Annotated in this window: 22 protein-coding genes, 2 tRNA genes and 1 pseudogene; 11 read left to right on the forward strand and 14 right to left on the reverse strand. The window is 45.6% G+C overall.

What is annotated here, in order from left to right:
* Positions 1-41 precede the first annotated feature (41 nt).
* On the reverse strand, positions 42-1,334 hold the full coding sequence (locus tag H3S83_RS10630; RefSeq protein WP_198239770.1) for an adenylosuccinate synthase: 1,293 nt from the start codon (positions 1,332-1,334) through the stop codon (positions 42-44).
* 1,356 nt (positions 1,335-2,690) lie between these two features.
* Between H3S83_RS10630 and glpT the strand changes: the two genes are divergently transcribed.
* Positions 2,691-4,037: a glycerol-3-phosphate transporter gene (glpT, locus tag H3S83_RS10635; protein WP_077972845.1), complete on the forward strand. Its 1,347-nt coding sequence runs from the start codon at positions 2,691-2,693 to the stop codon at positions 4,035-4,037.
* A 522-nt stretch (positions 4,038-4,559) separates the two neighbouring features.
* Here glpT and H3S83_RS10640 read toward each other — a convergent pair.
* From H3S83_RS10640 to H3S83_RS10670, 7 genes are all read right to left on the reverse strand, one after another.
* Complete coding sequence (locus tag H3S83_RS10640) at positions 4,560-6,323, reverse strand: GMC family oxidoreductase (RefSeq protein ID WP_198239771.1); 1,764 nt, start codon at positions 6,321-6,323, stop codon at positions 4,560-4,562.
* A 19-nt stretch (positions 6,324-6,342) separates the two neighbouring features.
* On the reverse strand, positions 6,343-7,074 hold the full coding sequence (locus H3S83_RS10645; RefSeq protein ID WP_198239772.1) for a gluconate 2-dehydrogenase subunit 3 family protein: 732 nt from the start codon (positions 7,072-7,074) through the stop codon (positions 6,343-6,345).
* 45 nt (positions 7,075-7,119) lie between these two features.
* Positions 7,120-8,397 (reverse strand): cytochrome c, encoded by a 1,278-nt coding sequence (locus tag H3S83_RS10650; protein ID WP_198239773.1) that lies wholly within the window; start codon positions 8,395-8,397, stop codon positions 7,120-7,122.
* A gap of 579 nt (positions 8,398-8,976) precedes the next feature.
* Complete coding sequence (locus H3S83_RS10655) at positions 8,977-9,465, reverse strand: GNAT family N-acetyltransferase (RefSeq protein ID WP_198239774.1); 489 nt, start codon at positions 9,463-9,465, stop codon at positions 8,977-8,979.
* A 25-nt stretch (positions 9,466-9,490) separates the two neighbouring features.
* Entirely contained in the window at positions 9,491-11,095 is a 1,605-nt protein-coding gene (gene serA, locus H3S83_RS10660; RefSeq protein WP_198239775.1) for a phosphoglycerate dehydrogenase, read from the reverse strand.
* Between the two features lie 75 nt (positions 11,096-11,170).
* Positions 11,171-12,334, reverse strand: coding sequence for a phosphoserine transaminase (locus tag H3S83_RS10665; protein ID WP_198239776.1), 1,164 nt, complete (start codon positions 12,332-12,334; stop codon positions 11,171-11,173).
* Positions 12,335-12,443: 109 nt separating this feature from the next.
* Positions 12,444-13,310, reverse strand: a complete 867-nt coding sequence (locus tag H3S83_RS10670) for an NmrA family NAD(P)-binding protein (RefSeq protein ID WP_198239777.1) — start codon at positions 13,308-13,310, stop codon at positions 12,444-12,446.
* Positions 13,311-13,417: 107 nt separating this feature from the next.
* Here H3S83_RS10670 and H3S83_RS10675 point away from each other — a divergent pair, with 107 nt between their 5' ends.
* The 9 genes from H3S83_RS10675 (at position 13,418) to ureG (ending at position 19,579) form a co-directional block, all read left to right on the forward strand.
* On the forward strand, positions 13,418-13,855 hold the full coding sequence (locus H3S83_RS10675) for a hypothetical protein (RefSeq protein ID WP_198239778.1): 438 nt from the start codon (positions 13,418-13,420) through the stop codon (positions 13,853-13,855).
* Positions 13,856-14,005: 150 nt separating this feature from the next.
* Positions 14,006-14,800 (forward strand): urease accessory protein UreD, encoded by a 795-nt coding sequence (locus H3S83_RS10680; RefSeq protein ID WP_198239779.1) that lies wholly within the window; start codon positions 14,006-14,008, stop codon positions 14,798-14,800.
* A 13-nt stretch (positions 14,801-14,813) separates the two neighbouring features.
* The gene (locus H3S83_RS10685; RefSeq protein ID WP_078040085.1) at positions 14,814-15,116 is read left to right on the forward strand and encodes an urease subunit gamma; all 303 of its coding nucleotides are present in this window, start codon (positions 14,814-14,816) and stop codon (positions 15,114-15,116) included.
* 44 nt (positions 15,117-15,160) lie between these two features.
* Positions 15,161-15,766 carry a HupE/UreJ family protein gene (locus H3S83_RS10690; protein ID WP_198239780.1) on the forward strand — a complete coding sequence of 202 codons (606 nt, stop codon included), beginning with the start codon at positions 15,161-15,163 and terminating at the stop codon, positions 15,764-15,766.
* Between the two features lie 44 nt (positions 15,767-15,810).
* Positions 15,811-16,116: an urease subunit beta gene (locus tag H3S83_RS10695; RefSeq protein ID WP_198239851.1), complete on the forward strand. Its 306-nt coding sequence runs from the start codon at positions 15,811-15,813 to the stop codon at positions 16,114-16,116.
* Positions 16,116-17,825 carry an urease subunit alpha gene (gene ureC / locus H3S83_RS10700; RefSeq protein WP_198239781.1) on the forward strand — a complete coding sequence of 570 codons (1,710 nt, stop codon included), beginning with the start codon at positions 16,116-16,118 and terminating at the stop codon, positions 17,823-17,825. The genes H3S83_RS10695 and ureC overlap by 1 nt, the downstream gene beginning before the upstream one ends.
* Before the next feature lie 4 nt (positions 17,826-17,829).
* The gene (locus H3S83_RS10705) at positions 17,830-18,297 is read left to right on the forward strand and encodes an urease accessory protein UreE (RefSeq protein WP_246741799.1); all 468 of its coding nucleotides are present in this window, start codon (positions 17,830-17,832) and stop codon (positions 18,295-18,297) included.
* Positions 18,297-18,956, forward strand: coding sequence for an urease accessory protein UreF (locus tag H3S83_RS10710; RefSeq protein WP_198239782.1), 660 nt, complete (start codon positions 18,297-18,299; stop codon positions 18,954-18,956). Before H3S83_RS10705 ends, H3S83_RS10710 begins: the two co-directional genes overlap by 1 nt.
* Positions 18,953-19,579: an urease accessory protein UreG gene (ureG, locus tag H3S83_RS10715; protein ID WP_198239783.1), complete on the forward strand. Its 627-nt coding sequence runs from the start codon at positions 18,953-18,955 to the stop codon at positions 19,577-19,579. The genes H3S83_RS10710 and ureG overlap by 4 nt, the downstream gene beginning before the upstream one ends.
* 156 nt (positions 19,580-19,735) lie before the next feature.
* Here the strand turns inward: ureG and H3S83_RS10720 are convergent.
* Positions 19,736-19,810: transfer RNA gene (locus H3S83_RS10720), tRNA-Glu, on the reverse strand.
* A 162-nt stretch (positions 19,811-19,972) separates the two neighbouring features.
* Here H3S83_RS10720 and H3S83_RS10725 point away from each other — a divergent pair.
* A tRNA-Phe gene (locus H3S83_RS10725) sits at positions 19,973-20,048 on the forward strand.
* Between the two features lie 100 nt (positions 20,049-20,148).
* Here H3S83_RS10725 and H3S83_RS10730 read toward each other — a convergent pair.
* From H3S83_RS10730 to H3S83_RS10750, 5 genes and pseudogenes are all read right to left on the reverse strand, one after another.
* Complete coding sequence (locus H3S83_RS10730) at positions 20,149-21,168, reverse strand: tyrosine-type recombinase/integrase (RefSeq protein WP_198239784.1); 1,020 nt, start codon at positions 21,166-21,168, stop codon at positions 20,149-20,151.
* Positions 21,169-21,189: 21 nt separating this feature from the next.
* Positions 21,190-21,399 carry a hypothetical protein gene (locus H3S83_RS10735; RefSeq protein WP_198239785.1) on the reverse strand — a complete coding sequence of 70 codons (210 nt, stop codon included), beginning with the start codon at positions 21,397-21,399 and terminating at the stop codon, positions 21,190-21,192.
* 70 nt (positions 21,400-21,469) lie between these two features.
* Positions 21,470-21,808 (reverse strand): hypothetical protein, encoded by a 339-nt coding sequence (locus H3S83_RS10740; RefSeq protein WP_198239786.1) that lies wholly within the window; start codon positions 21,806-21,808, stop codon positions 21,470-21,472.
* Between the two features lie 121 nt (positions 21,809-21,929).
* Positions 21,930-22,058, reverse strand: a pseudogene (locus H3S83_RS11735) (Arc family DNA-binding protein); the annotation flags it as partial.
* 9 nt (positions 22,059-22,067) lie between these two features.
* The gene (locus H3S83_RS10750) at positions 22,068-22,322 is read right to left on the reverse strand and encodes a hypothetical protein (protein WP_198239788.1); all 255 of its coding nucleotides are present in this window, start codon (positions 22,320-22,322) and stop codon (positions 22,068-22,070) included.
* Positions 22,323-22,324 lie beyond the last annotated feature (2 nt).

Here is a 22,324-nt window from a genome sequence, read left to right on the forward strand (position 1 = left end):
TCCGGACTAATCTTCGGACCTCGGAAGCATTGCACAAACTTTTACCTGTCTTCAAACGGATCGGTAACAAGAATTGTATCCTGACGTTCCGGACTTGTTGACAAAAGCGCAACCGGTGCGCCGATCAATTCTTCAATATGGCGGACATATTTGACCGCTTTGGCAGGCAACTCCGCCCAGCTTCTTGCGCCGGCAGTGGTTTCTTTCCAGCCTTCCATGGTTTCATAAATTGGTTTCAAACGCGCCTGCGCTCCCATTGAAGAGGGCATATAATCAATCTTTTTGCCGTCGAGCTCATAGGCGACACAAATCTTGATTTCATCCAGTCCGTCAAGAACATCAAGCTTGGTAAGTGCGATACCGTTAATGCCACAGACAGCAATCATCTGACGCAACAACACCGCATCAAGCCAGCCACAACGGCGCTTACGCCCGGTGACGACACCATATTCATGTCCGTGTGTTCCAAGATATTCACCAGTTTCATTTTTCTGTTCGGTCGGAAACGGTCCTTCGCCAACGCGCGTGGTATAGGCCTTGGCAATACCGAGAACATAGTTGATTGCCCCCGGCCCCATTCCCGAACCGGTTGCGGCCTGACCTGCAATCGTATTCGATGAAGTCACATAAGGATATGTACCGAAATCATTATCGAGAAGCGCACCTTGCGCACCTTCAAAAAGAATTCGTGAACCGGCACGGCGTTGCTCGTCAAGCAATTTCCATGTGCGGTCCATAAAGGGAAGAATATCGCCCGCCACTTCCATCAGCTCGTCATAAAGTGTTTTTGGATCAATCTCCGGTTTTCCCATGCCGCGACGAAGCGGATTGTGGTGGGCAAGCAACCGTTCGATCTTTTTCATCAAAGTATCGGGTTCGGCGAGATCCATCACACGAATTGAACGGCGGCCGACTTTGTCTTCATAGGCAGGCCCTATGCCGCGCTTGGTTGTACCGATTTTAAGACTTGATGTGGCATCTTCTCGTGCGGCGTCAAGATCACGGTGGAGAGAAAGAATAAGCGGTGCATTTTCTGCAATACGCAGATTTTCCGGTGTAATTTTAATCCCCTGTCCGCGAAGTTTTTTCAACTCTTCCACAAAGTGATGCGGGTCAACAACAACACCATTGCCAATAATTGACAATTTGCCACGCACAACCCCCGACGGAAACAGCGACAATTTATAGCTTGTTCCATCAATAACCAATGTATGACCGGCATTATGCCCGCCCTGATAACGCACCACTACATCTGCACGTTCGGATAACCAGTCAACAATCTTGCCTTTTCCCTCGTCACCCCATTGTGCACCGACAACCACTACATTGGCCATAATATTCTCCGTCCAATTTGAAGGTTTTCCAACCTTCTTTCCGCAATAAACGAGTTTCTTATACCGGACTCTCCTGTCGAGTGCGACTCCTCTTTTGCGCTTTTACGCCAAAAAAATTGCGAATTTTCCCGATCAAAGTCATTTTCCCGACATAACATAAAAGACCAAAACCGGTTAAAAACATAGAAGACCATAACCGGATGAAATCCAAAACCTTGTTTTCGACGAAAGTGTCGTTGAAAAATTCTTTTGACCATTCGCTGCATTTTAAAAGCAATCGTCACAGCACCTTCAATCCGACGATATTCCTGTCGAAACGTGTCGTTATCCCCACCGAAAGATGCCATTATCTCTATAGAAAGGTGTCTTTATTGATAAAGGAAGGTACCTCCAATGGAAAAGCGTCGTCGTCCCTATTGAAAGATCCCTTTATTCCTATGGAAAGGCGTCGTTATCCCTATCGAAAAGTGGTGCTATTTCTACCGGAAGATATTTTTATCCATACCAAAAACTGTTCTTGGCTTCCGGCCAATTTCCCTATCCGGTTCATTTTTCTGGCCGACCTGTTCATAGTCGAGGAGCGTCAAGGCAAAAAACCAAGTCTATCAATTGGCCGAAACAAGACCATCAAACCGTTTTTATTATTAAAATTCTGCGATAATCTTGATATTTTTTAAATCGATTTAATTAAATGTCGGATATAAACTCAAGTGATTCTCTATTCACCGGATCAAAAGAGGTCAATCAGCTTCGGAACTTGCTCTTTATTGCCGGAAAACACATTTTCCGGACTGCAAAAGGCCTTTAATCACATAAAAATTTTTAAATTGTTCAACAATTTTCTCGTTTTGTGCAGAGGCTGGATGTGAAACATAACGAGTTGATAATAAACGTTATTTTTCATTTTTACGTATTTTCATAAAACGAATATTGGAAATTTTTTTGAGAATAATTTTTTCTAAAAAACAGGTTGAAAAAACAAATTTTTAAAAATTCTATCTTTTTAATTTAATTTTTAAGATAAAAAAACCTTTAAAAACAATATGTTAGATAACATCTACGATTTTGTTGTTTTTGTCACAAAGCCTGATTATCGACATTAGTCGACCAAACAGTATTGTCTTTTCCGTATTAACCATTTATTCGAGAACTGTTGTGGATTGTTCAATAATCATCTTCATTGAACTCACCATAAAAACATAACGTGTTACTGGTCACTAATCGGATCACATTGTCATTGGAATGTAACATCTGTGCAACGTTTTCCTGTCCATCTGGTGGGGGCTTTGGCTGCTTGAACATGAGACGCTTTGGTTTTTCAGGTTGCGTTCTGTCGATATCTATGGGAGGCAGTTCATGCTAAACATTTTTAAACACGCGCCAAACAAACCGCGTGTCCCCGAAGCGGAAATCGACCCGCTTTATCGTCGTCTGCGTTGGCAGATTTTCTTCGGGATATTCTTCGGTTACGCAGCCTACTATCTCGTACGTAAAAACTTTGCTCTGGCCATGCCTTCTCTGGTCGAACAAGGCTTTACCCGTGGTGATCTGGGTTTTGCCTTGTCGGCTGTTTCTGTAGCTTATGGCATTTCAAAATTTATTATGGGGGCAGTCTCGGACCGCTCCAATCCGCGCGTTTTCCTGCCAGTCGGTTTGATTCTCGCGTCAGTTGTCATGCTGATCATGGGCTTTGTTCCGTGGGCTACTTCGAGCATTGCCGTCATGTTCGTGTTGCTTTTCATTTGTGGCTGGTTTCAGGGCATGGGTTGGCCTCCCTGCGGACGCACAATGGTGCACTGGTGGTCGCAAAAAGAACGTGGCGGTATCGTTTCTTTGTGGAACTGCGCCCATAATGTCGGTGGTGGTCTTCCTCCAATCCTCTTTATGCTTGGTATGGCTTGGTTCAACGATTGGCATGCAGCCTTTTATATGCCGGCTTTTGCTGCCATTCTGGTTGCCATTTTCGCCTTTGCAATGATGCGCGATACGCCGCAATCTTGTGGCTTGCCGCCAATTGAAGAATATAAAAACGATTATCCGGAAAACTATTCGGAAAAGAACGAGGTCGAACTCACAACCAAGCAGATTTTTACCCAATATGTTTTGCCGAACAAGCTGCTCTGGTATATCGCTTTTGCCAATGTTTTCGTTTATCTCTTGCGCTATGGTGTTCTCGACTGGTCGCCGACTTACCTGAAAGAAGTCAAGCACTTTGCAGTCGACCAATCGTCCTGGGCTTATTTCTTCTATGAATATGCAGGCATTCCCGGCACACTTCTTTGCGGCTGGATGTCCGATAAGGTCTTCCACGGCAACCGTGGTGCAACCGGCGTTTTCTTCATGACATTGGTGACGATTGCCACTGTTATTTACTGGCTCAACCCTGAAGGCCACCCCAATATCGACATGATCTGCATGATCGTTATCGGCTTTTTGATCTACGGTCCTGTTATGCTGATCGGTCTTCACGCACTTGAATTGGCGCCGAAGAAAGCGGCTGGTACTGCTGCAGGTTTCACCGGCCTTTTCGGTTACCTTGGTGGTTCGGTTGCTGCTAGCGCGATCGTTGGTTATACGGTCGACTATTTCGGCTGGAACGGTGGTTTCCTTCTCATGATCGGTGGCGGTGTCATCGCTGTCATCCTTCTTGCTATCGAAATGATTGGCGAACGCAATCAACATGCTAAAGAGCAAGCAAACTGATCGGCGTTCCATCCGATAAAGTGACGCCAATCACAAAAGAAGACGTTTTTTAAAGAAGACGTCTTTCACAGAAAAAAGTGTTTTGTAAAAACACTCTTTAAACTTGTTGCTGACGAGATTGGTGCTGAAGGGTTCAACCTTCAGCACCACCGCCAATAACGATGGCAATGACAAAGTTGTTATTGTTCAGCGACTTCCCAGATAAAGCAGTTAGCTATCTTCATCCGTGATATTCATAAAAGTTGAGCTTTTCCGTAAAACTATTGGAAATCCTACTCCTTTAAAGAGCCTTTTAGGCTCACCCGAATGATTTGAGACGCATATCCCGTCTGTTTTTCATTTGCTTCATTCCATCCGCGTTTCATCCGGCTCTGCCCCGCCGGAAAACTGTTGCTACAAAGCTGATGGAGCCTTGGATAAATCACTGGAACTCACCCTAACATCAAAGCTGAAATTGATCATTGAACGGATGCGCGAACTTTTATCCTTTTCAAAATATTGCATATGAAAAGGCCATCTTCCTCATATCAAAGGACGTGGATTTTTCAGATATAAGCGCCTGATTGCATCAGCCGCCTTATAGGCAAGAGCACCAACAGTTCCGGTCGGATTATAACCGGGATTTTGCGGAAAAGCCGAAGCGCCGACAACAAACAGATTATGCACATCCCAATTTTGAAGATATTTATTGACGCTGCTATTTTCCGGATCGGCTCCCATTATAAAGCCGCCGACAACGTGGGAAGATTGGTATGGTGCCGAATTCCAATGTCCTTTTGATGGCTGTTGAACAATCTGATCAGGCCCCATTGCCCTTGCAATTTCTGCAACTTTTTCGGTGCAATAAAGCGCCATTTTGCGTTCATTGTCGGTGTAATCATAAGTTATACGCAAAAGTGGCCGTCCGTGCGGATCCTTATATGTCGGATCAAGCGACAGATAATTTGCCGGTGACGAATAATTCGATGCTTCACAACCGATCGACATTGTGGACAGATAATGTTTCACCGTGGCAGCTTTCCATGTTTTCCCCCATCTTGGCGTATCGGGAGGAACCGGCCGGAACGCGATGGGAGCGGCGCCAATCGGCGTTACACGAATACTGCCACCGCCAAAAAAGCCAAGCCCCGAATGGTCAAAATTGTCATTATTGAAATCGTCAATGCCCATGCCGACAGCACCTGCACCAATGAAGGGATTGAAAATCGTTTTGTCGTTGAAAAACAATTGAACATTATTGGCCGTCTGGTACGCATAATTGCGGCCGGTTGTACCGCTCCGGTCTATCGGGTTATAAGCCTTACCAACGCCTGAAAGCAGCATAAGGCGCACATTTTCAAGTGTGAAAGCCGAGACCACCACAATATCGGCCGGCTGCTCATATTCTATTCCTTCTTCATCAATAAAGCGGATTCCTGTTGCGCGCTTTCCGTCACTATCGAGCATGACCTGCAAGACCTCGCTATTTACTCTCGCCGTGAAGTTTTTCTTCCGCATCAATGCGGGGATGACACAGGTGAGCGCGCTTGCTTTCGAATAATTTGCGCAACCATAATTTGTGCAAAAGCCACAAAATGTACAAGGTGCCAAACTTACTCCGAGCTCGTTTGTATAGGCTTGCGAGAGAAGCGAAGAGGGAACAGGAAAAGAGTTATATCCCATTTTTTCGGCTGTTTTTGCAAACAATGCCGGCCCATAAGGCTGCTCCATCGGCGGAGTCGGGTAGTCGCCCGAACGAGGACCCTCGAACATATTGCCACCACGAATTTTTTTACCCCCGATATTTCCAGCTTTTCCCGAGGTACCACAAAGTTTTTCGAACCTGTCATAGAAGGGTTCCATCTCTTGCCAATCGGTTCCCCAATCCTGCAAGGAAAGAAAATCCGGAATGGCACCTTTGCCATATCGTTCTTCAAGATGGCTTCTCAAACGAAATTCTTCCGGCTGAAAACGGAATGTAATTCCCGCCCAGTGAAGACCTGCGCCGCCAATGCCATTGCCGGGATGAAACGACCCCCAATGGCGCATGGGCAAAGCCGTTTCAGAAACGTTATTTCTAACAGTCACAGCATTTTGGCGCGGCTCCACCATCAATTCCTGACGGTCGTTATAACGCAATTCATCGGGAACTGTTGTTATGTTGAAATCGCGTGCGGTATCACGCCATGGCCCCCGCTCGAAACCGACAACGCTCAAGCCCTCATCAGCCAATTCGTTGGCGATAATAGCACCCGCCCAGCCAAGACCGACTATAACTGCATCGACTTCAGGCAATTTTTGCGCCATGTCTTAACCCCTTCCCCGTTTAATCCGGCAATTTGGCAATACTCACCGGTTCAATTTCAAGCTTTTGGTTATGTTGATGAATAAAGGCGCGGTAATCGTAACGCGCACCCGGAAACCCCAACATTTTCCAACTGACCATGTTTTTATTGCCCCCATAAATCGGATCGGCGAAAAAACCTTCCATGGTGTTTTGCAACACGATTTCAAAAAACGATTTCGCATCTATTCCCTGAAAGGCGATATTGCCTTCTTCCATGTCGTGCAAAACCCGATCACGTTGTTCGGGGGGCAAGGCGATAAATGACTGACCGAACTTGCTTGCGCAATATTCACTCAAAGCTTTCAATCCCAAGCGATAACGCTCACGCGGCATAAGACGAGATTGGTCTCCTTGCTGGGGAGTGCCTTCCATGAAGGGAGCTGCCATATAATATTTTGCAAAATCGCCATATTTACCGGCAAGTTGCCTATCGATAAATTCGACACAGCCCGCTTCTTTTCCGCTAATACTTAAAGCATCAGCCGGTATCAACTGCTCGACAATTGCTCCGAGAAGTTCGACTTCATCTTGTCTCAGGAAATACCATTTTCCGGCCGGAAAAACCTCCGGCATACTGACATCGCCGGCAATCCAGTCTGGCACCGCGTTTACCACTGAAGCAAAGCTCGGAATGGTTGGTGTGAACGTCAAAAATGCTGCACCAGCCATCAAAAAATGTCGGCGAGAAAATCGGGCGGCACTGTTTTTCATGCTCTTTTCCTTTACGAGAATGCGATGACGAAATTGATCATTTATTCACCCGTCACCACGGATTTTCTTGCGGGCTTCGAAAACCACATCTTTTCCAATCGGCGCGGCACTGTTGCCCCAACTATTTCTGATATAATTGAGCACCGCCGCGATATCTTCATCCGACAAACTATTGCGAAAACTCGGCATGGTAGGCGCCGTCGGGTGCTTTTCTGTCGCGGTAGCGCGGTTGCCATTCAAAACCGCCATAACGGGATTTGTTAAATTCCGCACATCTATACTGCTTGGTTTTAAAAAAGCCGGTGCGATATTTTTCGTTCCTTCACCTTGAACGCCGTGACAGGCACTGCAATGAGCGCTGAATATCAAAGCCCCTTTTTGAAGTTCCGGACTGTCCGGCGCCATTGCTTTTTTTACGCCTATCTCTCCGGAGCCGGAAATGGATTGAAGGTAGGTAGAAATTGCCTGCAAATCTTTTTCATCCACATGCTGGAGCGAATTGCTGACAGCTGCGCCCATCGGACCAGTGGCAAATGCATGGGCATTATTACCCGTTTTAAGATATTGAACGACTTCCTCGTTTTTCCATGCTCCGACACCATTCGCACTATCGGAGGTTATCTCCGGCGCGTACCAGCCTTGCAGCACTGCTCCCTGATAAAGCTTATCTAATTTATCGGCACCAAATATATTTTTCGGTGTGTGGCACATGCCGCAATGGCCTAAACCTTCAACAAGATATGCCCCTCTGTTCCATTCATCTGTTTGTTGACGATCCGGAACAAAGCCATCCTTTTTAAAAAACAAGGTATTCCATCCGATAACGAGGAAGCGGATATTGAAAGGAAATTTAAGCTCATTTTTCGGCAATGAAGCTTTAACGGGCGGTAGGGTGAAAAGATAGGCTTTGATTGCCAGAATATCTTCGTTACTCACTTGCGCAAAATTCGGATAAGGCATTGCCGGATAGAGGAATTTTCCTCCTCTCGCACGGCCATATTTGACAGCATTGATAAAATCCTGATCGCTCCAATCACCAATGCCGGTTTGCATGTCAGGCGTGATATTACCGGCAATAATTTTCCCAAATGGGGTGAGCAGCGGCTCACCCCCTGAAAAATCCGCTTTGCCTTTTTTACTGTGACAAGCGACACAATCGCCAACGCGGGCAACATAAGCCCCCCGTTCGATTTCTGTTCTTTTTATTCCGGATAAAGAAGGGGGAGCAACGCCATCAATTGCTGGCCTCAAATTAATATAATCGACAATGGATAAAGCTATGAAAATAAATAATATTGCTGCAAACAGGAAATAGCGTTTCATAAACAATAACCTTTCCCGCTGCTACAATTTCGACTCAATTTTTCTTGTATAAGCCGGATAACATCATAATATCCGATAAAGGACGCTCTGAAAGCGAATTTTCTTTTATTTTCTCTCCATCATGGAATTAGATAATTTTACTCTTCAAAAAATCAAATATTTTATCCAAAATGCTGCCAATGCATGCCGTTCCGTGTTTGAACTCATCAGTTTTTCTTTGTTATCGAGCGAGAGGCCGCAATTTGTAACGACCAATCATTTTCTGCATAAAGAAAACTCAAAGAATGAATAGACAAGCTTTATGGAATTTTAAATTTTCGGGTAATTTATAGTTTCGTTTTATCATATAATAAGAATTCCATTTTCAAAATTAGAATTTAAAAACATGAAACAAGACGCAATTAATATAAATAACATTTTTACTTATTTAATATATAAGAATAATGCAAAAATAAATATTTTTAAAATATTAATACAGGAATATCTGTATAAACCCATATTGACACGAAAGAATGGACTTGGATGATCGGAAAGAGGAGACAAGGCCGATAAAGCGGAAAACCGGCAGCACCCAAATTTTTAGCGTTGACACACCATGTAACGGGCATCTTCGCTATAAGTTAGCAATTTCTGTTTCAACATTTCTGAAACTTCCGCCAGTTTAAACCCGTTCTTTTGCCAAAAGACTTGTGACCCATGAACAGCAACAAGGGAAAGTGTTCCGAATTTTTCCCGCTCTGCTACATTGAACAGAAGTTCAACCGCTTTTTTGCCATTTCCCCCGCCTTGCGCTTCAGGCAATAAAGCAAGGTCGTGAATATAGAGCGTATCACATTTTTCCGGAAGTTTATGAAGCAGGCGATCAAGAGCAGGAATGGAATTCATTTTGAACGGATGTGCAAGGCAATAACCGAAAACGCTAGCCGTGCTTGATTCATTATCGGATAATATAAAGCAGGACAAAGGAGAAAGATTAAACTTTTCTTCAAGCACAGCATCCTCTTCCGGAAAATCCGGATGACAAAGTGAAGCGATCCGGCAGACATCTGCCAGATCGCTTTCTTTCATTAAACGCCAATATTTCACGGTTCAATCAACCGTTTGCAACATCGAATTCCAAAGGTTGCGTGTGTTTAATACCCTTTATCTTGCGCAATTCATCAAGCACTTTATCGGGAATACGAGCATCAAGGTAAAGAAGCGCGATTGCATCTCCACCCGGTTCATTACGTCCCAAAGCGAAGTTTGCGATATTCACGCCGGATTTCCCGCAAATTGTACCGATTGTACCGATAATTCCCGGTGTATCGGTATTGGTGATATAAAGCATATGCGGGCCGACCTCGGCATCAAGATTGATGCCCTTGATCTGGATAAAGCGCGGCTTGCCGTCAACAAAGCAGGTTCCGGCAATGGAGCGTGTGCGCTTCGATGTTTTGACAGTCAGTTTGATATAGCCGTCAAAAATACCGGATTTATCGCGCTTGACCTCGGAAAGAATAATACCACGCTCTTTAACGAGAACCGGTGCCGATACCATGTTGACATCGGCAAGTTGCGGGCGGATGAGACCGGCCAATGCGGCACTGATGAGCGCACGCGTATTCATAGCAGCCGTTGAACCATCAAACAGAATTTCGACTTCCTTGATGTCTTCCTCGGTTGATTGGCCAACAAATGCACCGAGAACTTCGGCAAGTTTGACAAACGGTTTCAAGAGTGGTGCTTCTTCTGCCGTAATTGACGGCATATTGATCGCATTGCTAACGGCACCATTGATGAGATAATCCGACATTTGTTCGGCAACCTGAATGGCAACGTTTTCCTGAGCCTCGGTTGTCGACGCACCAAGGTGCGGTGTGCAAACGACATTATCAAGGCTAAAGAGTGGATCATCGGCAGCCGGTGGCTCGACTTCATAAACGTCAACCGCAGCACCTGCAATTTTGCCCGACTTCAAAGCGTCGACGAGGTCTTTTTCAACAACCAGCGCACCACGTGCACAATTGATAAGTCTTACGCCATCCTTCATCTTGGCGATGGTTTCGGCATTGATGATGTGGCGGGTCTTATCGGTAAGCGGTGTGTGTAATGTGATAAAATCGGCCCGCTTTAACAAATCATCCAATTCAACCTTTTCAACACCGAGTTCCTTGGCACGGGCGTCCGAAAGGAACGGGTCATAGGCAATGACTTTCATCTTCAATCCGACACCGCGGGTTGCAACAATCGAACCGATATTACCACAGCCGATAATGCCGAGAGTTTTGCCGGTGATTTCAACACCCATGAAGCGGCTTTTTTCCCATTTGCCCGCCTTGGTCGATTTATCGGCAGCCGGCAATTCACGGGCAATAGCAAACATCAATGCAATGGCATGTTCTGCTGTTGTAATCGAATTGCCGAATGGCGTATTCATAACGATAATACCGCGCCGTGAAGCGGCTGGAATATCAACATTGTCAACACCGATACCTGCACGACCGACAACTTTCAGGTTTTTTGCCGCAGCAATAAGTTTTTCCGTTACTTTGGTTGCCGAACGGATTGCCAGACCATCATATTGGCCAATAACTTCGAGAAGCTTTTCTTTGTCTTTACCGAGTTCCGGTTTGAAATCGACCTCAACGCCGCGATCTTTGAAAATCTGGACAGCAGTCGGGGATAGTTTATCAGATACGAGTACACGAGGTGCCATTATGGCCTCCAAAATTTTTGTAAAAAGGGGGAAAGAGCGGCCTTGAAACAAGCCGCTACAAGGGAATCTTATTTTTTAAAGAGCTGCTTTTTCAGCCTTGAAAGCCCAGTCAAGCCATTCCGTCAATGCATGAAGGTCGCGAGCTTCAATCGTTGCACCGGCCCAGATGCGCAAACCCGACGGTGCATCACGGTAAGCACCTATGTCATGGGCAACACCGGCTTTTTCCAGACGATTGACAATAGCCTTGGCAAATGCTGCCTGTCTTTCGGCATCAAGTTTAGCCACGGCAGGGTCGACAATTTTGAAGCAAACGGAAGTGTTCGAGCGGGTCGCCGGTTCTTTAGCCAGAAATTCGATCCACGGAGTTTTGTTGACGAATTGGTCCAGAACAGCAAAATTCTCGTCAGCCCGTTTCATGAGTGTTTTCAAGCCGCCAATCGACTTCGCCCACTTCAATGCATCAAGGTAATCCTCGACACAAAGCATAGACGGCGTATTGATTGTTGCGCCCTCGAAAATACCTTCATTGAGTTTTCCGCCTTTTGTCATGCGGAAAATTTTTGGCAGAGGCCATGCGGGCGTGTAGGTTTCAAGACGCTCTACCGCGCGCGGTCCCAGAATAAGCACACCGTGGGCACCCTCGCCCCCCAGTACTTTTTGCCAGGAGAATGTGACAACATCAAGTTTCGAGAAATCGAGATTTTGTGCAAATGCGGCGGATGTTGCGTCGCAAATCGTAAGCCCCTTACGATCAGCCGGAATAAAATCGGCATTGGGAACGCGCACACCCGATGTTGTTCCATTCCATGTGAAGACAACATCGCGATCAAAATCGACTTTGGTCAAATCCGGTAATTCACCGTAAGGCGCTTCCAACTTGCGCACATCGGTCAATTTCAATTGTTTGACAACATCTGTAACCCAGCCCGAACCGAAGCTTTCCCATGCCAGCATATCAACGCCGCGTGCTCCAAGGAGCGACCACAGTGCCATTTCAACAGCACCGGTATCGGATGCGGGAACAATGCCGATACGATAATTTGCAGGAACTTCCAATACTTCGCGGGTAAGGTTGATTGCCTCTGCCAGCTTGGCTTTACCAATTTTTGCACGATGTGAACGGCCAACCGGCGCATTAGCAAGAGCTTCAACCGTCCAACCGGGACGCTTTGCACAGGGACCAGAAGAGAAATTGGGATTGTTCGGGCGCACGCCCGGCTCGTTTAGATTTGTCATAATATTCTACCCTTTCAGATAGCTCGCCTCTCGTTGGGAAGAGGTGGCCCGCTGACGTGATTATCCGAAAGGCACTCCCAGCACAAGTAAAAAAATAGATTATCACAAATTATTTAACCGAAACCGCTTTTAGACAGAGTTTTTCAATGTATTGTTGAAGTGTTATTTTTCCTCTCTCTATTTTATTCAATGGCGGCCAATCACCACTTATTGTCTTTAACGCCATCGCAGCGAATGACATTGCACTTGATTTCGAGAAAGAAAGAGAAAGATAATAATTTTCAATATCTTCCCTCTTTACTTCTACAAGTTTTACCGGTTTTCCAAGCGCCGTTTGAAAAGCTGTTGCGACATCTTGAACCGTGTAACGTTCCGGCCCTTCAACATAATGAATGCCAGCCTTTCCACTTTCAACAAGCCCTGTCAGATAATCGGCAATATCGCGGGGAGCGACCATCGGAATGATAGAATGGGAGGGATAAATAATGGTCAAACATCCTTTTTCGACAATTTCATTGAGAGCCAAATCCCAATTGGACATATAAAAAGCTGCACGAACAATCATTGCTTCCGGATAAATCTCTTTAATCTTCTCCTCCAATAGATAAAGGCTTCCTAAATCTCCGATATGGTCACCTTCCTGAGCGCTATAAGTCGACTGCACAACGACTTTTTCAAGATTCGTGTTTTCAAGTGCACGCGTAATCGCAGCAATTGTTTTGCGCTCTTCAAGATCAACATCATGAACAGGATTGGCCGGGGGATTAAGGATATAAACGCCGCTTGCTTCTTTCAAAACCTCATGTAACAAATGGTAGTCGGAAATATCGATTTCCGCGAGTCTGGCACCAAGCTTGACAAGGTTTTCAGCGCGTTTTTTAGAACGGGTGACCACCGTCACATCCCTCCCCGAACGAAGCAGATTTTTTGCGAACTCCGAACCGATATGGCCGGTTGCGCCCATGACGGCAAACATGATTCACCTCTCTTTCAAAAACTGTCAGTCTATCGGATAACGATAATCATTCTTGTCGGGAAGAGCTAATAAAACTATGATGAGCTTTAAAACAGGACGGGCACAGAATGAAACGATTGCATTGGAAAAAAAGCTTAAGCCTTATGATTATTCCGCTTTTGTTTTTAAGCGGTTGCCAATCTCACCCCAAGCTCAAATCACCCGATAATATTTACGAGTTCAACACCCGCCCGACAAATGAAGTTGGCATTCCGGCCGATGTCCTGAGGCGTGCCGCCTTTACGGCAGAACGTCGCGGCTATCGTTACTTTACAATCAACGATACATCCGAAGGCGCCCAGACTTCAAAAATGCCGACGATCGGCATCAATTACGGACGCGATCCTTATGGTTTTTCTGACCCCGGTGCGGACAGTACAGGGGGCGGAATTTCAATGGATTTACCATTAAATACGCGTCGCATCCATTGGGTTGTCACCATGATGCATACGCCCGAAGCACAATCGACCAAAGTTTATGATGTAACCGAGGTTATTTCCAAATAGCTGTTTTCAACAAGTTGGTCGCTTCAAGTTCAAGATAAAAATTGCGTTTTATAGAAGAACTGTTGTCATATAAGGTTGAAAGCAACGATAGTTTTACCAAAACGTCGGGACGGCAATAACTTGCAAAATTCATCTTTAAAAAAAATCGTTATGCAGCGCATGAAAGGCAGCGCTTCGTTCAGTACGGTTTATAAAGATCAACGGTCATATTTGGAAAAGCTTTATCAATCCGGTTCATTGAAATTGCGTTTTCCGCTTTATTCCGACAGCCATTTCGAGGCCGTCCAAATCAATACAGCAGGCGGTGTAACCGGCGGCGACAAGCTGTTATGGAAATGTGAACTCGGTGAAAAAACAAAAGCAACAATTACCACCCAAGCCGCCGAAAAAATATATCGCTCGCTTGATGGTCTTCCGGCCGAGATCAATATTTCGCTAACTTTAAGAAAAAACTCTACATTGTTCTGGCTCCCTCAGGAGACAATTTTTTTTAATCGTGCCGCGTTAAAACGCAAAATCACTGTCGAGATGGAAGAAGGCGCAGCCCTTCTTCTGGTAGAAGCTTTTGTTTTCGGCCGGAAACTCATGGGGGAGAAAGTTGTCAACGGCTTTATTGATGACGAGTGGCAAGTTCGCCTTTGCGATGAGCTTGTCCATTTTGAAGCCTTTAAAATTAATGGCAATATTTTACAGCAATCAACCCGTCCTGCAATTTTTAACGCCAATCAAGCCATTGCCACAATTCTTTACATTGCCAACGATTTTGAAGGAAAAGAAGGAGCTGCAAGAGATATTATCGGATTATCCGGAGGGGTATCTGCATGGAATGGCAAGCTTCTTGCTAGGATTATTGAAAAGGACTCCTATTCTTTGAGGAAAAAACTCGTTCCTTTGGTAAAACTGCTAACAAAAGGTGCAGATGTGCCGAAATTTTGGTCAATTTAGCTATGGGTGAATAATGATACTTACCGAAAGAGAAAAGGACAAATTGTTGATCTCGATGGCTGCAATGGTTGCTCGCAAACGACTCGAACGGGGCGTCAAGCTCAATCATCCGGAAGCTATTGCATTGATTAGCGATTTTGTTGTCGAAGGCGCCCGCGATGGCCGGAGCGTTGCCGACCTCATGGAACAAGGTGCTTACGTATTGCGCCGTGATCAGGTCATGGAAGGCATTCCTGAAATGATTGAAGATATTCAGGTCGAAGCAACATTTCCCGACGGTACAAAACTTGTCACTGTCCACCATCCGATACGTTAAGCCCGACATTTGAAAAATATAAAACTATGAAGAGGGGAACTCTCATGAAACTTTTGTCAAGATCGACAGTCATAACGGCTTTGATGATTTTCACATCCACACCGGCTTTTGCCCACCTGACCGGTGTTCCACATGACCATAGCTCTTTTACAAGCGGCTTTTTACATCCGTTAACCGGCTTCGATCATATTCTTGTCATGGTTGCAGTTGGCCTATGGGCAGCTCAACTCGGTGGAAAATCTATCCTCGCGGTTCCGTCAAGTTTTGTTGTGTGTATGGCAATCGGTTTTTGGCTAGCCACAAAAGGCATTGCCTTACCTTATGTCGAACCGGTCATTCTTGCTTCTGTTATTGCAATGGGGCTTTTTGCCGCTATGGCCGTTCATCTTCCTATTATGCCCGCCATGCTCGTTGTCGGTGCTTTTGCGGTTTTTCATGGTTATGCACATGGTCTCGAACTTGAAAATTCGCAAGCCTATGCTTACGGAATCGGTTTTTCTATTGCCACAGCATTGCTTCACGGCGTCGGTATTACAATCGGCTTGGGAGCAGGTAAAATTTTTGGCCGGTCAAATGGTGCAACAGCAATCAGAATCGGCGGCGTTGCGACCACTCTTGCAGGACTTTATCTGGCCTTTGCTGCCGCATGAAATCGAATTCCTGCTACCCGTTCTAACAATCGGAAAGAAATATGATGGTTCCCGGAGAAATTATTACAGAGGCAGGCGATATTGAAATGAATGCCGGCCGTAGCGCAATAAAACTCAAAGTCGGCAATAGCGGTGACCGCCCTATTCAAGTGGGGTCGCATTATCATTTTTATGAAGCCAATCCTGCCCTTCAATTCGACCGTGAAAAAGCCCGTGGAATGCGCCTTGATATTCCAGCCGGTACCGCAATCCGGTTTGAACCCGGACAGGAAAAAGATGTTTTCCTCATACCGTTAGCGGGAAAACGACGTGTCTTCGGTTTTCGTGCTAAAATTCAGGGGGATCTTTGATGAGCCATAAAATTTCGCGTGCCGCTTATGCGCAAATGTTCGGGCCGACAACAGGTGACCATATCCGCCTTGCCGATACAGACCTTTTCATAACTGTCGAAGATGACAAGACAACTTATGGCGAGGAAGTCAAATTCGGTGGTGGTAAAGTTATCCGCGACGGGATGGGGCAAAGCCAGTATTCACGTGAAAAAGGGGCTATGGATACAGTTATCACCAATGCCCTTATTGTCGATTATACCGGCATCTACAAAGCCGATATCGGCTTGAAAGACGGGCTTATCGAAAAAATCGGTAAAGCCGGCAATCCCGATATTCAGCCAGATGTCGACATCATCATTGGTCCTGCAACCGAAATTATTGCAGCGGAGGGGAAAATTGTGACCGCTGGCGGAATTGATTCGCATATCCATTTCATTTGCCCCCAACAGGTTAACGAAGCACTTTATTCCGGTGTCACAACCATGTTTGGCGGTGGCACGGGGCCCGCACACGGAACGCTTGCGACCACCTGCACACCGGGACCGTGGCATTTGGCGCGCATGATACAGGCGGTAGACAGCTTGCCAATGAATATCGGCCTTGCCGGCAAAGGCAATTCGTCTTCCCCTGATGCTTTGATCGAAATGGTCAATGCCGGTGCTTCTTCGCTCAAACTTCATGAAGATTGGGGGTCAACTCCGGCTGCAATCGACAATTGTTTGAGTGTTGCCGATGATTATGACGTGCAGGTTATGATCCACACCGACACATTGAATGAAGCGGGTTTCGTTGAAGATACAATCGCTGCATTCAAAGGCCGGACAATCCACGCCTTCCATACAGAAGGTGCGGGCGGAGGTCATGCTCCCGATATTATCCGTGTTTGCGGGTTTGAAAATGTATTACCTGCCTCCACCAACCCCACGCGCCCCTATACGGAAAACACCATTGCCGAACATCTCGACATGCTCATGGTCTGTCACCACTTGTCGGCAAAAATTCCGGAAGATGTTGCTTTTGCCGAAAGCCGTATCCGCAAGGAAACAATCGCCGCAGAAGATATTCTGCATGATCTTGGCGCCTTTTCCATTATCGCTTCGGATAGTCAGGCAATGGGACGTGTCGGCGAAGTCATTATCCGCACATGGCAGACTGCCGATAAAATGAAAAAACAGCGTGGTTATTTGGGGAAAGATAGCGGGTTCAACGATAATGAACGCGTGAAACGCTATATTGCGAAATATACAATCAATCCGGCCATTGCACAAGGAATTGGTCATGTCACCGGTTCGATAGAAACCGGTAAACGTGCCGATATTGTCATCTGGTCGCCCGCCTTTTTCGGAGTAAAACCGGATATGGTTTTACTTGGCGGGATGATCGCAGCGGCACCAATGGGTGACCCCAATGCATCGATTGCAACACCACAACCGGTTCACTTCCGGCCAATGTTCGGCGCTCTCGGAAAGGCTGTCAAACACACATCTCTTACCTTTACCAGCAAAGCCGCTATTGATAATGGACTGGCCGAAAAGCTAGGGCTTGAAAAAGAACTCGTTGCCGTCAAAAACACCCGTACTATTTCCAAAAAATCCATGAAACTCAATTCTGCAACGCCGCATATCGACGTTGACCCTGAAACTTATGAAGTGCGTGCGGATGGTGAATTATTAACCTGCGAACCGGCAAAGATACTTCCTTTGGCACAACGCTATTTCCTTTATTGAGGTTATGATGTCCTATAAAACTTTTCGAGCAACAAAATATATACCGGCATCCAGTGCCAAAGGATTGCCACCTTCAGGTGAACTTTCACTTTCCCATGACGAGCGCCATATCCGCCGGAAATTACTTCATTTTGTGAATGGCGATATGATTATGGTGGATTTGAAAGAACCCGTCCATCTCTCGGAAGGTGATGTTCTCGAAGCAGAAAATGGTGAATATTTTCTCATCCACGCGGCAAAAGAACCACTTTATTCTGTCAAAGCGGCAACTCCCCTTGAGCTTACCCAACTTGCCTGGCATTTGGGCAACCGTCATCAAACTGTCGAAATTAAAGAAAATAGGATTCTTCTGTCTCGCGATCCGGTTATTCGCACTATGCTTGAAGGTTTAGGAGCTGCCATTGAAGAGATTGAAGCTCCCTTTCAACCTCTCCACGGAGCTTATCACGACCATGCGGGGCACCATCATTAATGTTGCAGGGTGACGCCTCTTTACTGCGTTTGATGACGCTTTTTTCGCCCGTCTTTCCTGTCGGAGGCTTTGCCTATAGCCATGGCCTCGAACAAGCAGTCCATGAAAATTTTATCACAAATGCCGATGATTTGTTTGATTGGCTTGATGCTCTTGCCAATCACGGATCTCTCCATAATGACGTGGTGTTGATCGCCGAAACGTGGAGATCAACTGACCAAGGGCAACCCATTATTGCGCTTGTTGAAATAGCCAATGCGAACGCTGCCTCGAAAGAACGCTTTCTGGAAATTGATTTACAAGGCGCAGCTTTTTGTAAGGCAGTTGCCCAAACGGGTTTTTCAAAAGAAATCTATAAAGCCCTTCCCTATCCGGTTGCTGTGGGCGTTCTCGGACATCAAATGGAAATTTCATTGTCATCTGTCCTGACGGCCTATCTCCACTCATTCCTGTCAAATCTGGTACAAGCAGCAATAAGACTTGTTCCGCTTGGCCAAAGTGACGGGGTCCAAATAATGGCAAAGCTCGAAAAAACAGTTCTTGCTATCACCGGTAACAGCGATAAGCTTACACTTGATGATTTCGGTTCATGCTGTTTTCTATCCGACATCATGGCAATGCGCCACGAAACACTTTATTCAAGGATTTTCCGTTCATGACATCTTCATTTTCACCAAACGGCCCGTTACGTATCGGTATTGGAGGACCTGTGGGGTCGGGAAAAACAACCTTGACGGAAATGCTCTGCAAAGCCTTGCGCGATCATTACTCGGTCGCCGTTGTTACCAATGATATTTACACAAAAGAAGATGCCCTCATCCTCAATCGTGTTCAGGCACTGCCGGAAGATCGCATCATCGGCGTGGAAACAGGCGGTTGCCCGCACACTGCTATTCGCGAAGACGCAAGCGTCAATTTGCAGGCTATTGATGATTTGGTTAAACGGCATCCCGACCTTGATATGATATTTATCGAATCAGGTGGAGATAATCTCGCAGCAACATTTTCCCCCGACCTTGCCGATTTGACGCTTTACGTTATTTCGGTTGCAGAAGGCGAAAAAATACCGCGTAAAGGCGGTCCTGCCATTACGCGCTCTGATTTGCTTATCATCAACAAGAAAGATCTAGCCCCATATGTTCACGCCAATCTTGATGTGATGAAACATGATGCCAAAATCCAGCGCGGCGACAAACCCTTCGTTTTCACGGATATGTTGCGCCGCGAAGGGCTTCAGGACATTATTCAATTTATCGAACAGGCAGGCGGCTTTAACCAGTAAATAAGAAAACGCCCAAATGAAAACCGTTTTTCACGGCTTAAAAAATTTTACTGCCGCATGAACAAGGTTGATGGACTCGAAAGCTTATCCGAAGGCAAAACGATATTTGCCGGAATTTTTTTATAAAGTTTCCACGAGAGATATATTCGGAAAAATTGGTACGCCTAAGGGGAATTGAACCCCTGTTTCCGCCGTGAGAGGGCGGCGTCCTGACCGCTAGACGATAGGCGCACGGTGTAAAGCCGCTAATAAGCCTTGTTTACTCAAAGAGCAATGCCAAATTCCAAAAAAATGAACTTATCAGGGCAAATTTTGAATATTTTTGTTTTGGAGGCTAGACACTCGAAATTTTAATGTTATAAACCCAAGCGCTCCGGTTAAAAAATCGGGCGTGCCCAGATAGCTCAGTTGGTAGAGCAGCGGACTGAAAATCCGCGTGTCCGTGGTTCAATTCCGCGTCTGGGCACCATCTCTCTTTTTCCACATTACAACTTATTGTTTTTATTGAATTATTTTTTGAGAGAGGGCAAAGATTTTAAGAGAGAGGGCATAGAAGTTTTTATTTTGTTCTATTTTTGTAATTTTGTGATCGCCTCTTTGGCTAGCCGGACTCGGTCTGCACTCCTCGTATAAAGTGACGGCATCACGTCATCAGTCCATCCGAACAGTGCTTTAAGTTGTGCCACCGTTGCCCCCGCGTTAGCCGCACGTGTTGCGCTTATTTTACGTACGCCATGAGCTGATTTATGAACGCCCGCTTTATTGCATGCTGCACGGAAATAATTTCCGAACGTTTCTTTTGTTAAAGGTTGCCTATCAGTTCCGCAGATAAAGGCAAGATCGCTAGTTGGTGAATTTTTTAGCGTCTGCTCTAATACCGGTAATATTGGCAAGGTAACAACCGTTTTAAAACCGCTTTTCTCTGTGCGAATGGTTGCCACACCATCATGCACATGTTGCCATCCCAAGCGGACGGCATCCCCTCTTCTTAACCCCGTATACAAAAGCACATGAAGCCAGACACGTTCTTTCGTGCCTTCCGGCCACTTTGCTTCGTATTTATCAACGTCTTCCTCGGTCCATGCTTCAAAACCTAGGCTATTGTTAAGTTTGGGTGCTTTTACTCCGTCGCATGGATTTTTTTCCACATACTCAGCATCTACAGCCCAATTGAATAAACCTCGCATCGCTTTTAAAAAACTGCCAGCTTGGGCTGGTGTTGCTGCACGTTCATCACGTGAGGCAGTTATAACCTTTTTAGTAATTGCTTGGTAAGGAACATCGCCAGCTTTTTCCAAAACATGCCTTATGATATTTTCACGCTGTTTTTTTGTTGCTTGCGATAGAGACAACCATTCAGAGCTTTTGCGATATTGTTCCACAAGCCACCGTAAGCTGTTAGGCGAAGCTTTTACTTTTTTAGGCATTTCTTGCCCGCTAACCGCTGCCATATAGGCAGCCATAAATTCAGGGCTTCCATATTCTCCACGGATCCGAATTCTGGGGTTCGGCCGTATACGAACGTACCAAACGACTTTCCCTTGCCCATTAATCTGGCGTTGTAAATACGGTGGTCTCTTCTTTGGCATACTCTTTACACTTTGCAAAAATTATATCGTTAGGTTTTTATATTTCTCATTAATCGGCTTCTTATTCTCGATCGGTTCAATATTATTGACATCAAAATCTTCATCCAATGGAACAGTGATTTTGACACCTGACGGCATATCAACAATCAAAGCTTTTAAGCCCATTTTTTTTGCCCATACCCCCACGCGATTAATATCTGCTTGGGTAAATGGAGCTGTTTTTCGAGACATCCTTTTTGTTCCTGTTTTTAGAGATGTCTTCCAATCCTCGTTATTTTTTATGCTTTATTGAAAAGCTGATCTATGCACCGGTGGCATAAAAGAAATCATATTGGCCGATCTTTGCCATTTGATTGCGTCGACGCGTTTCGGCGTGATGTGCTTTGTCGTAATTCAAATGACACCGTTGACACCAACACCGCAGATTTTCCGGTCGGCAATCTGTTTCATCGTGATTTAGATGCGCCGTCGTTAAAACGACCTTAGAACCGGTTACCGGATGCGGCTTCCCGTTTTCAGCTCTGCAATCGGGATAATCTGGCGAACCTTCACACCTGTTTCCGGCGCGTGCATTGATCTGCTTTACGATCTCTTTCCAATTTTTTGGATATAGATGTTTACGTTCTTTTCGTATTGGCATTAATCACCTCACATAATTTACCGAGCATATCGGCAAGCTTATCGAGCTTCTCATCATGCTTAATGAGCGTCTGTCTAAGCTCATCCAGTCTGTCGGAGTTACTCGGACTATCGGTAAAAACTTCAAGCCGAGCTATTATTTCAGCATTCATCGTACGTCCATGCTGTTCAGCATCGGTTTTGATACGATCACGCATCCCATCCGGTAGGCGGATAATAAATTTATCAGAAGCGTTCGTTGTTTTAGCCATTAGTTCAACTCACTTAAGCAAGTCTGCAATTCGAAATACGTCGACTTTGTCATCGTGAAACACTTCCGAGCCGTCCGGAATTATTTTGCTAATTTTTTCGAGCGTGTCGCGCGGTTTTATTTCGACGACACGATCATCCGGTGCATTTTCGTCGACCACAAACACGCGAACATTTTCGCCAAATACATAGTAAGTCGGAACGCTATCGCCTTCCTCAATATGCGCAACAACAATATTTACGTCTTTATTATTAGTTTTTGTCATAT

Source organism: Bartonella sp. W8122, from assembly GCF_016102485.1.
GTDB lineage: Bacteria > Pseudomonadota > Alphaproteobacteria > Rhizobiales > Rhizobiaceae > Bartonella > Bartonella apihabitans.

What these genes read in the sequence shown, in the direction of transcription:
- H3S83_RS10680 (WP_198239779.1), top strand. Translation starts at nt 14,006, where the DNA reads ATGCAGCGCATGAAAGGCAGCGCTTCGTTCAGTACGGTTTATAAAGAT.
- H3S83_RS10690 (WP_198239780.1), top strand. Translation starts at nt 15,161, where the DNA reads ATGAAACTTTTGTCAAGATCGACAGTCATAACGGCTTTGATGATTTTC.
- H3S83_RS10630 (WP_198239770.1), bottom strand. Translation starts at nt 1,334, where the DNA reads ATGGCCAATGTAGTGGTTGTCGGTGCACAATGGGGTGACGAGGGAAAA.
- glpT (WP_077972845.1), top strand. Translation starts at nt 2,691, where the DNA reads ATGCTAAACATTTTTAAACACGCGCCAAACAAACCGCGTGTCCCCGAA.
- H3S83_RS10685 (WP_078040085.1), top strand. Translation starts at nt 14,814, where the DNA reads ATGATACTTACCGAAAGAGAAAAGGACAAATTGTTGATCTCGATGGCT.
- H3S83_RS10735 (WP_198239785.1), bottom strand. Translation starts at nt 21,399, where the DNA reads ATGTCTCGAAAAACAGCTCCATTTACCCAAGCAGATATTAATCGCGTG.
- H3S83_RS10740 (WP_198239786.1), bottom strand. Translation starts at nt 21,808, where the DNA reads ATGCCAATACGAAAAGAACGTAAACATCTATATCCAAAAAATTGGAAA.
- ureC (WP_198239781.1), top strand. Translation starts at nt 16,116, where the DNA reads ATGAGCCATAAAATTTCGCGTGCCGCTTATGCGCAAATGTTCGGGCCG.
- H3S83_RS10655 (WP_198239774.1), bottom strand. Translation starts at nt 9,465, where the DNA reads ATGAAAGAAAGCGATCTGGCAGATGTCTGCCGGATCGCTTCACTTTGT.
- H3S83_RS10645 (WP_198239772.1), bottom strand. Translation starts at nt 7,074, where the DNA reads ATGAAAAACAGTGCCGCCCGATTTTCTCGCCGACATTTTTTGATGGCT.
- H3S83_RS10670 (WP_198239777.1), bottom strand. Translation starts at nt 13,310, where the DNA reads ATGTTTGCCGTCATGGGCGCAACCGGCCATATCGGTTCGGAGTTCGCA.
- H3S83_RS10710 (WP_198239782.1), top strand. Translation starts at nt 18,297, where the DNA reads ATGTTGCAGGGTGACGCCTCTTTACTGCGTTTGATGACGCTTTTTTCG.
- H3S83_RS10665 (WP_198239776.1), bottom strand. Translation starts at nt 12,334, where the DNA reads ATGACAAATCTAAACGAGCCGGGCGTGCGCCCGAACAATCCCAATTTC.
- serA (WP_198239775.1), bottom strand. Translation starts at nt 11,095, where the DNA reads ATGGCACCTCGTGTACTCGTATCTGATAAACTATCCCCGACTGCTGTC.
- H3S83_RS10730 (WP_198239784.1), bottom strand. Translation starts at nt 21,168, where the DNA reads ATGCCAAAGAAGAGACCACCGTATTTACAACGCCAGATTAATGGGCAA.
- H3S83_RS10750 (WP_198239788.1), bottom strand. Translation starts at nt 22,322, where the DNA reads ATGACAAAAACTAATAATAAAGACGTAAATATTGTTGTTGCGCATATT.
- H3S83_RS10675 (WP_198239778.1), top strand. Translation starts at nt 13,418, where the DNA reads ATGAAACGATTGCATTGGAAAAAAAGCTTAAGCCTTATGATTATTCCG.
- H3S83_RS10640 (WP_198239771.1), bottom strand. Translation starts at nt 6,323, where the DNA reads ATGGCGCAAAAATTGCCTGAAGTCGATGCAGTTATAGTCGGTCTTGGC.
- ureG (WP_198239783.1), top strand. Translation starts at nt 18,953, where the DNA reads ATGACATCTTCATTTTCACCAAACGGCCCGTTACGTATCGGTATTGGA.
- H3S83_RS10695 (WP_198239851.1), top strand. Translation starts at nt 15,811, where the DNA reads ATGGTTCCCGGAGAAATTATTACAGAGGCAGGCGATATTGAAATGAAT.
- H3S83_RS10650 (WP_198239773.1), bottom strand. Translation starts at nt 8,397, where the DNA reads ATGAAACGCTATTTCCTGTTTGCAGCAATATTATTTATTTTCATAGCT.
- H3S83_RS10705 (WP_246741799.1), top strand. Translation starts at nt 17,830, where the DNA reads ATGATGTCCTATAAAACTTTTCGAGCAACAAAATATATACCGGCATCC.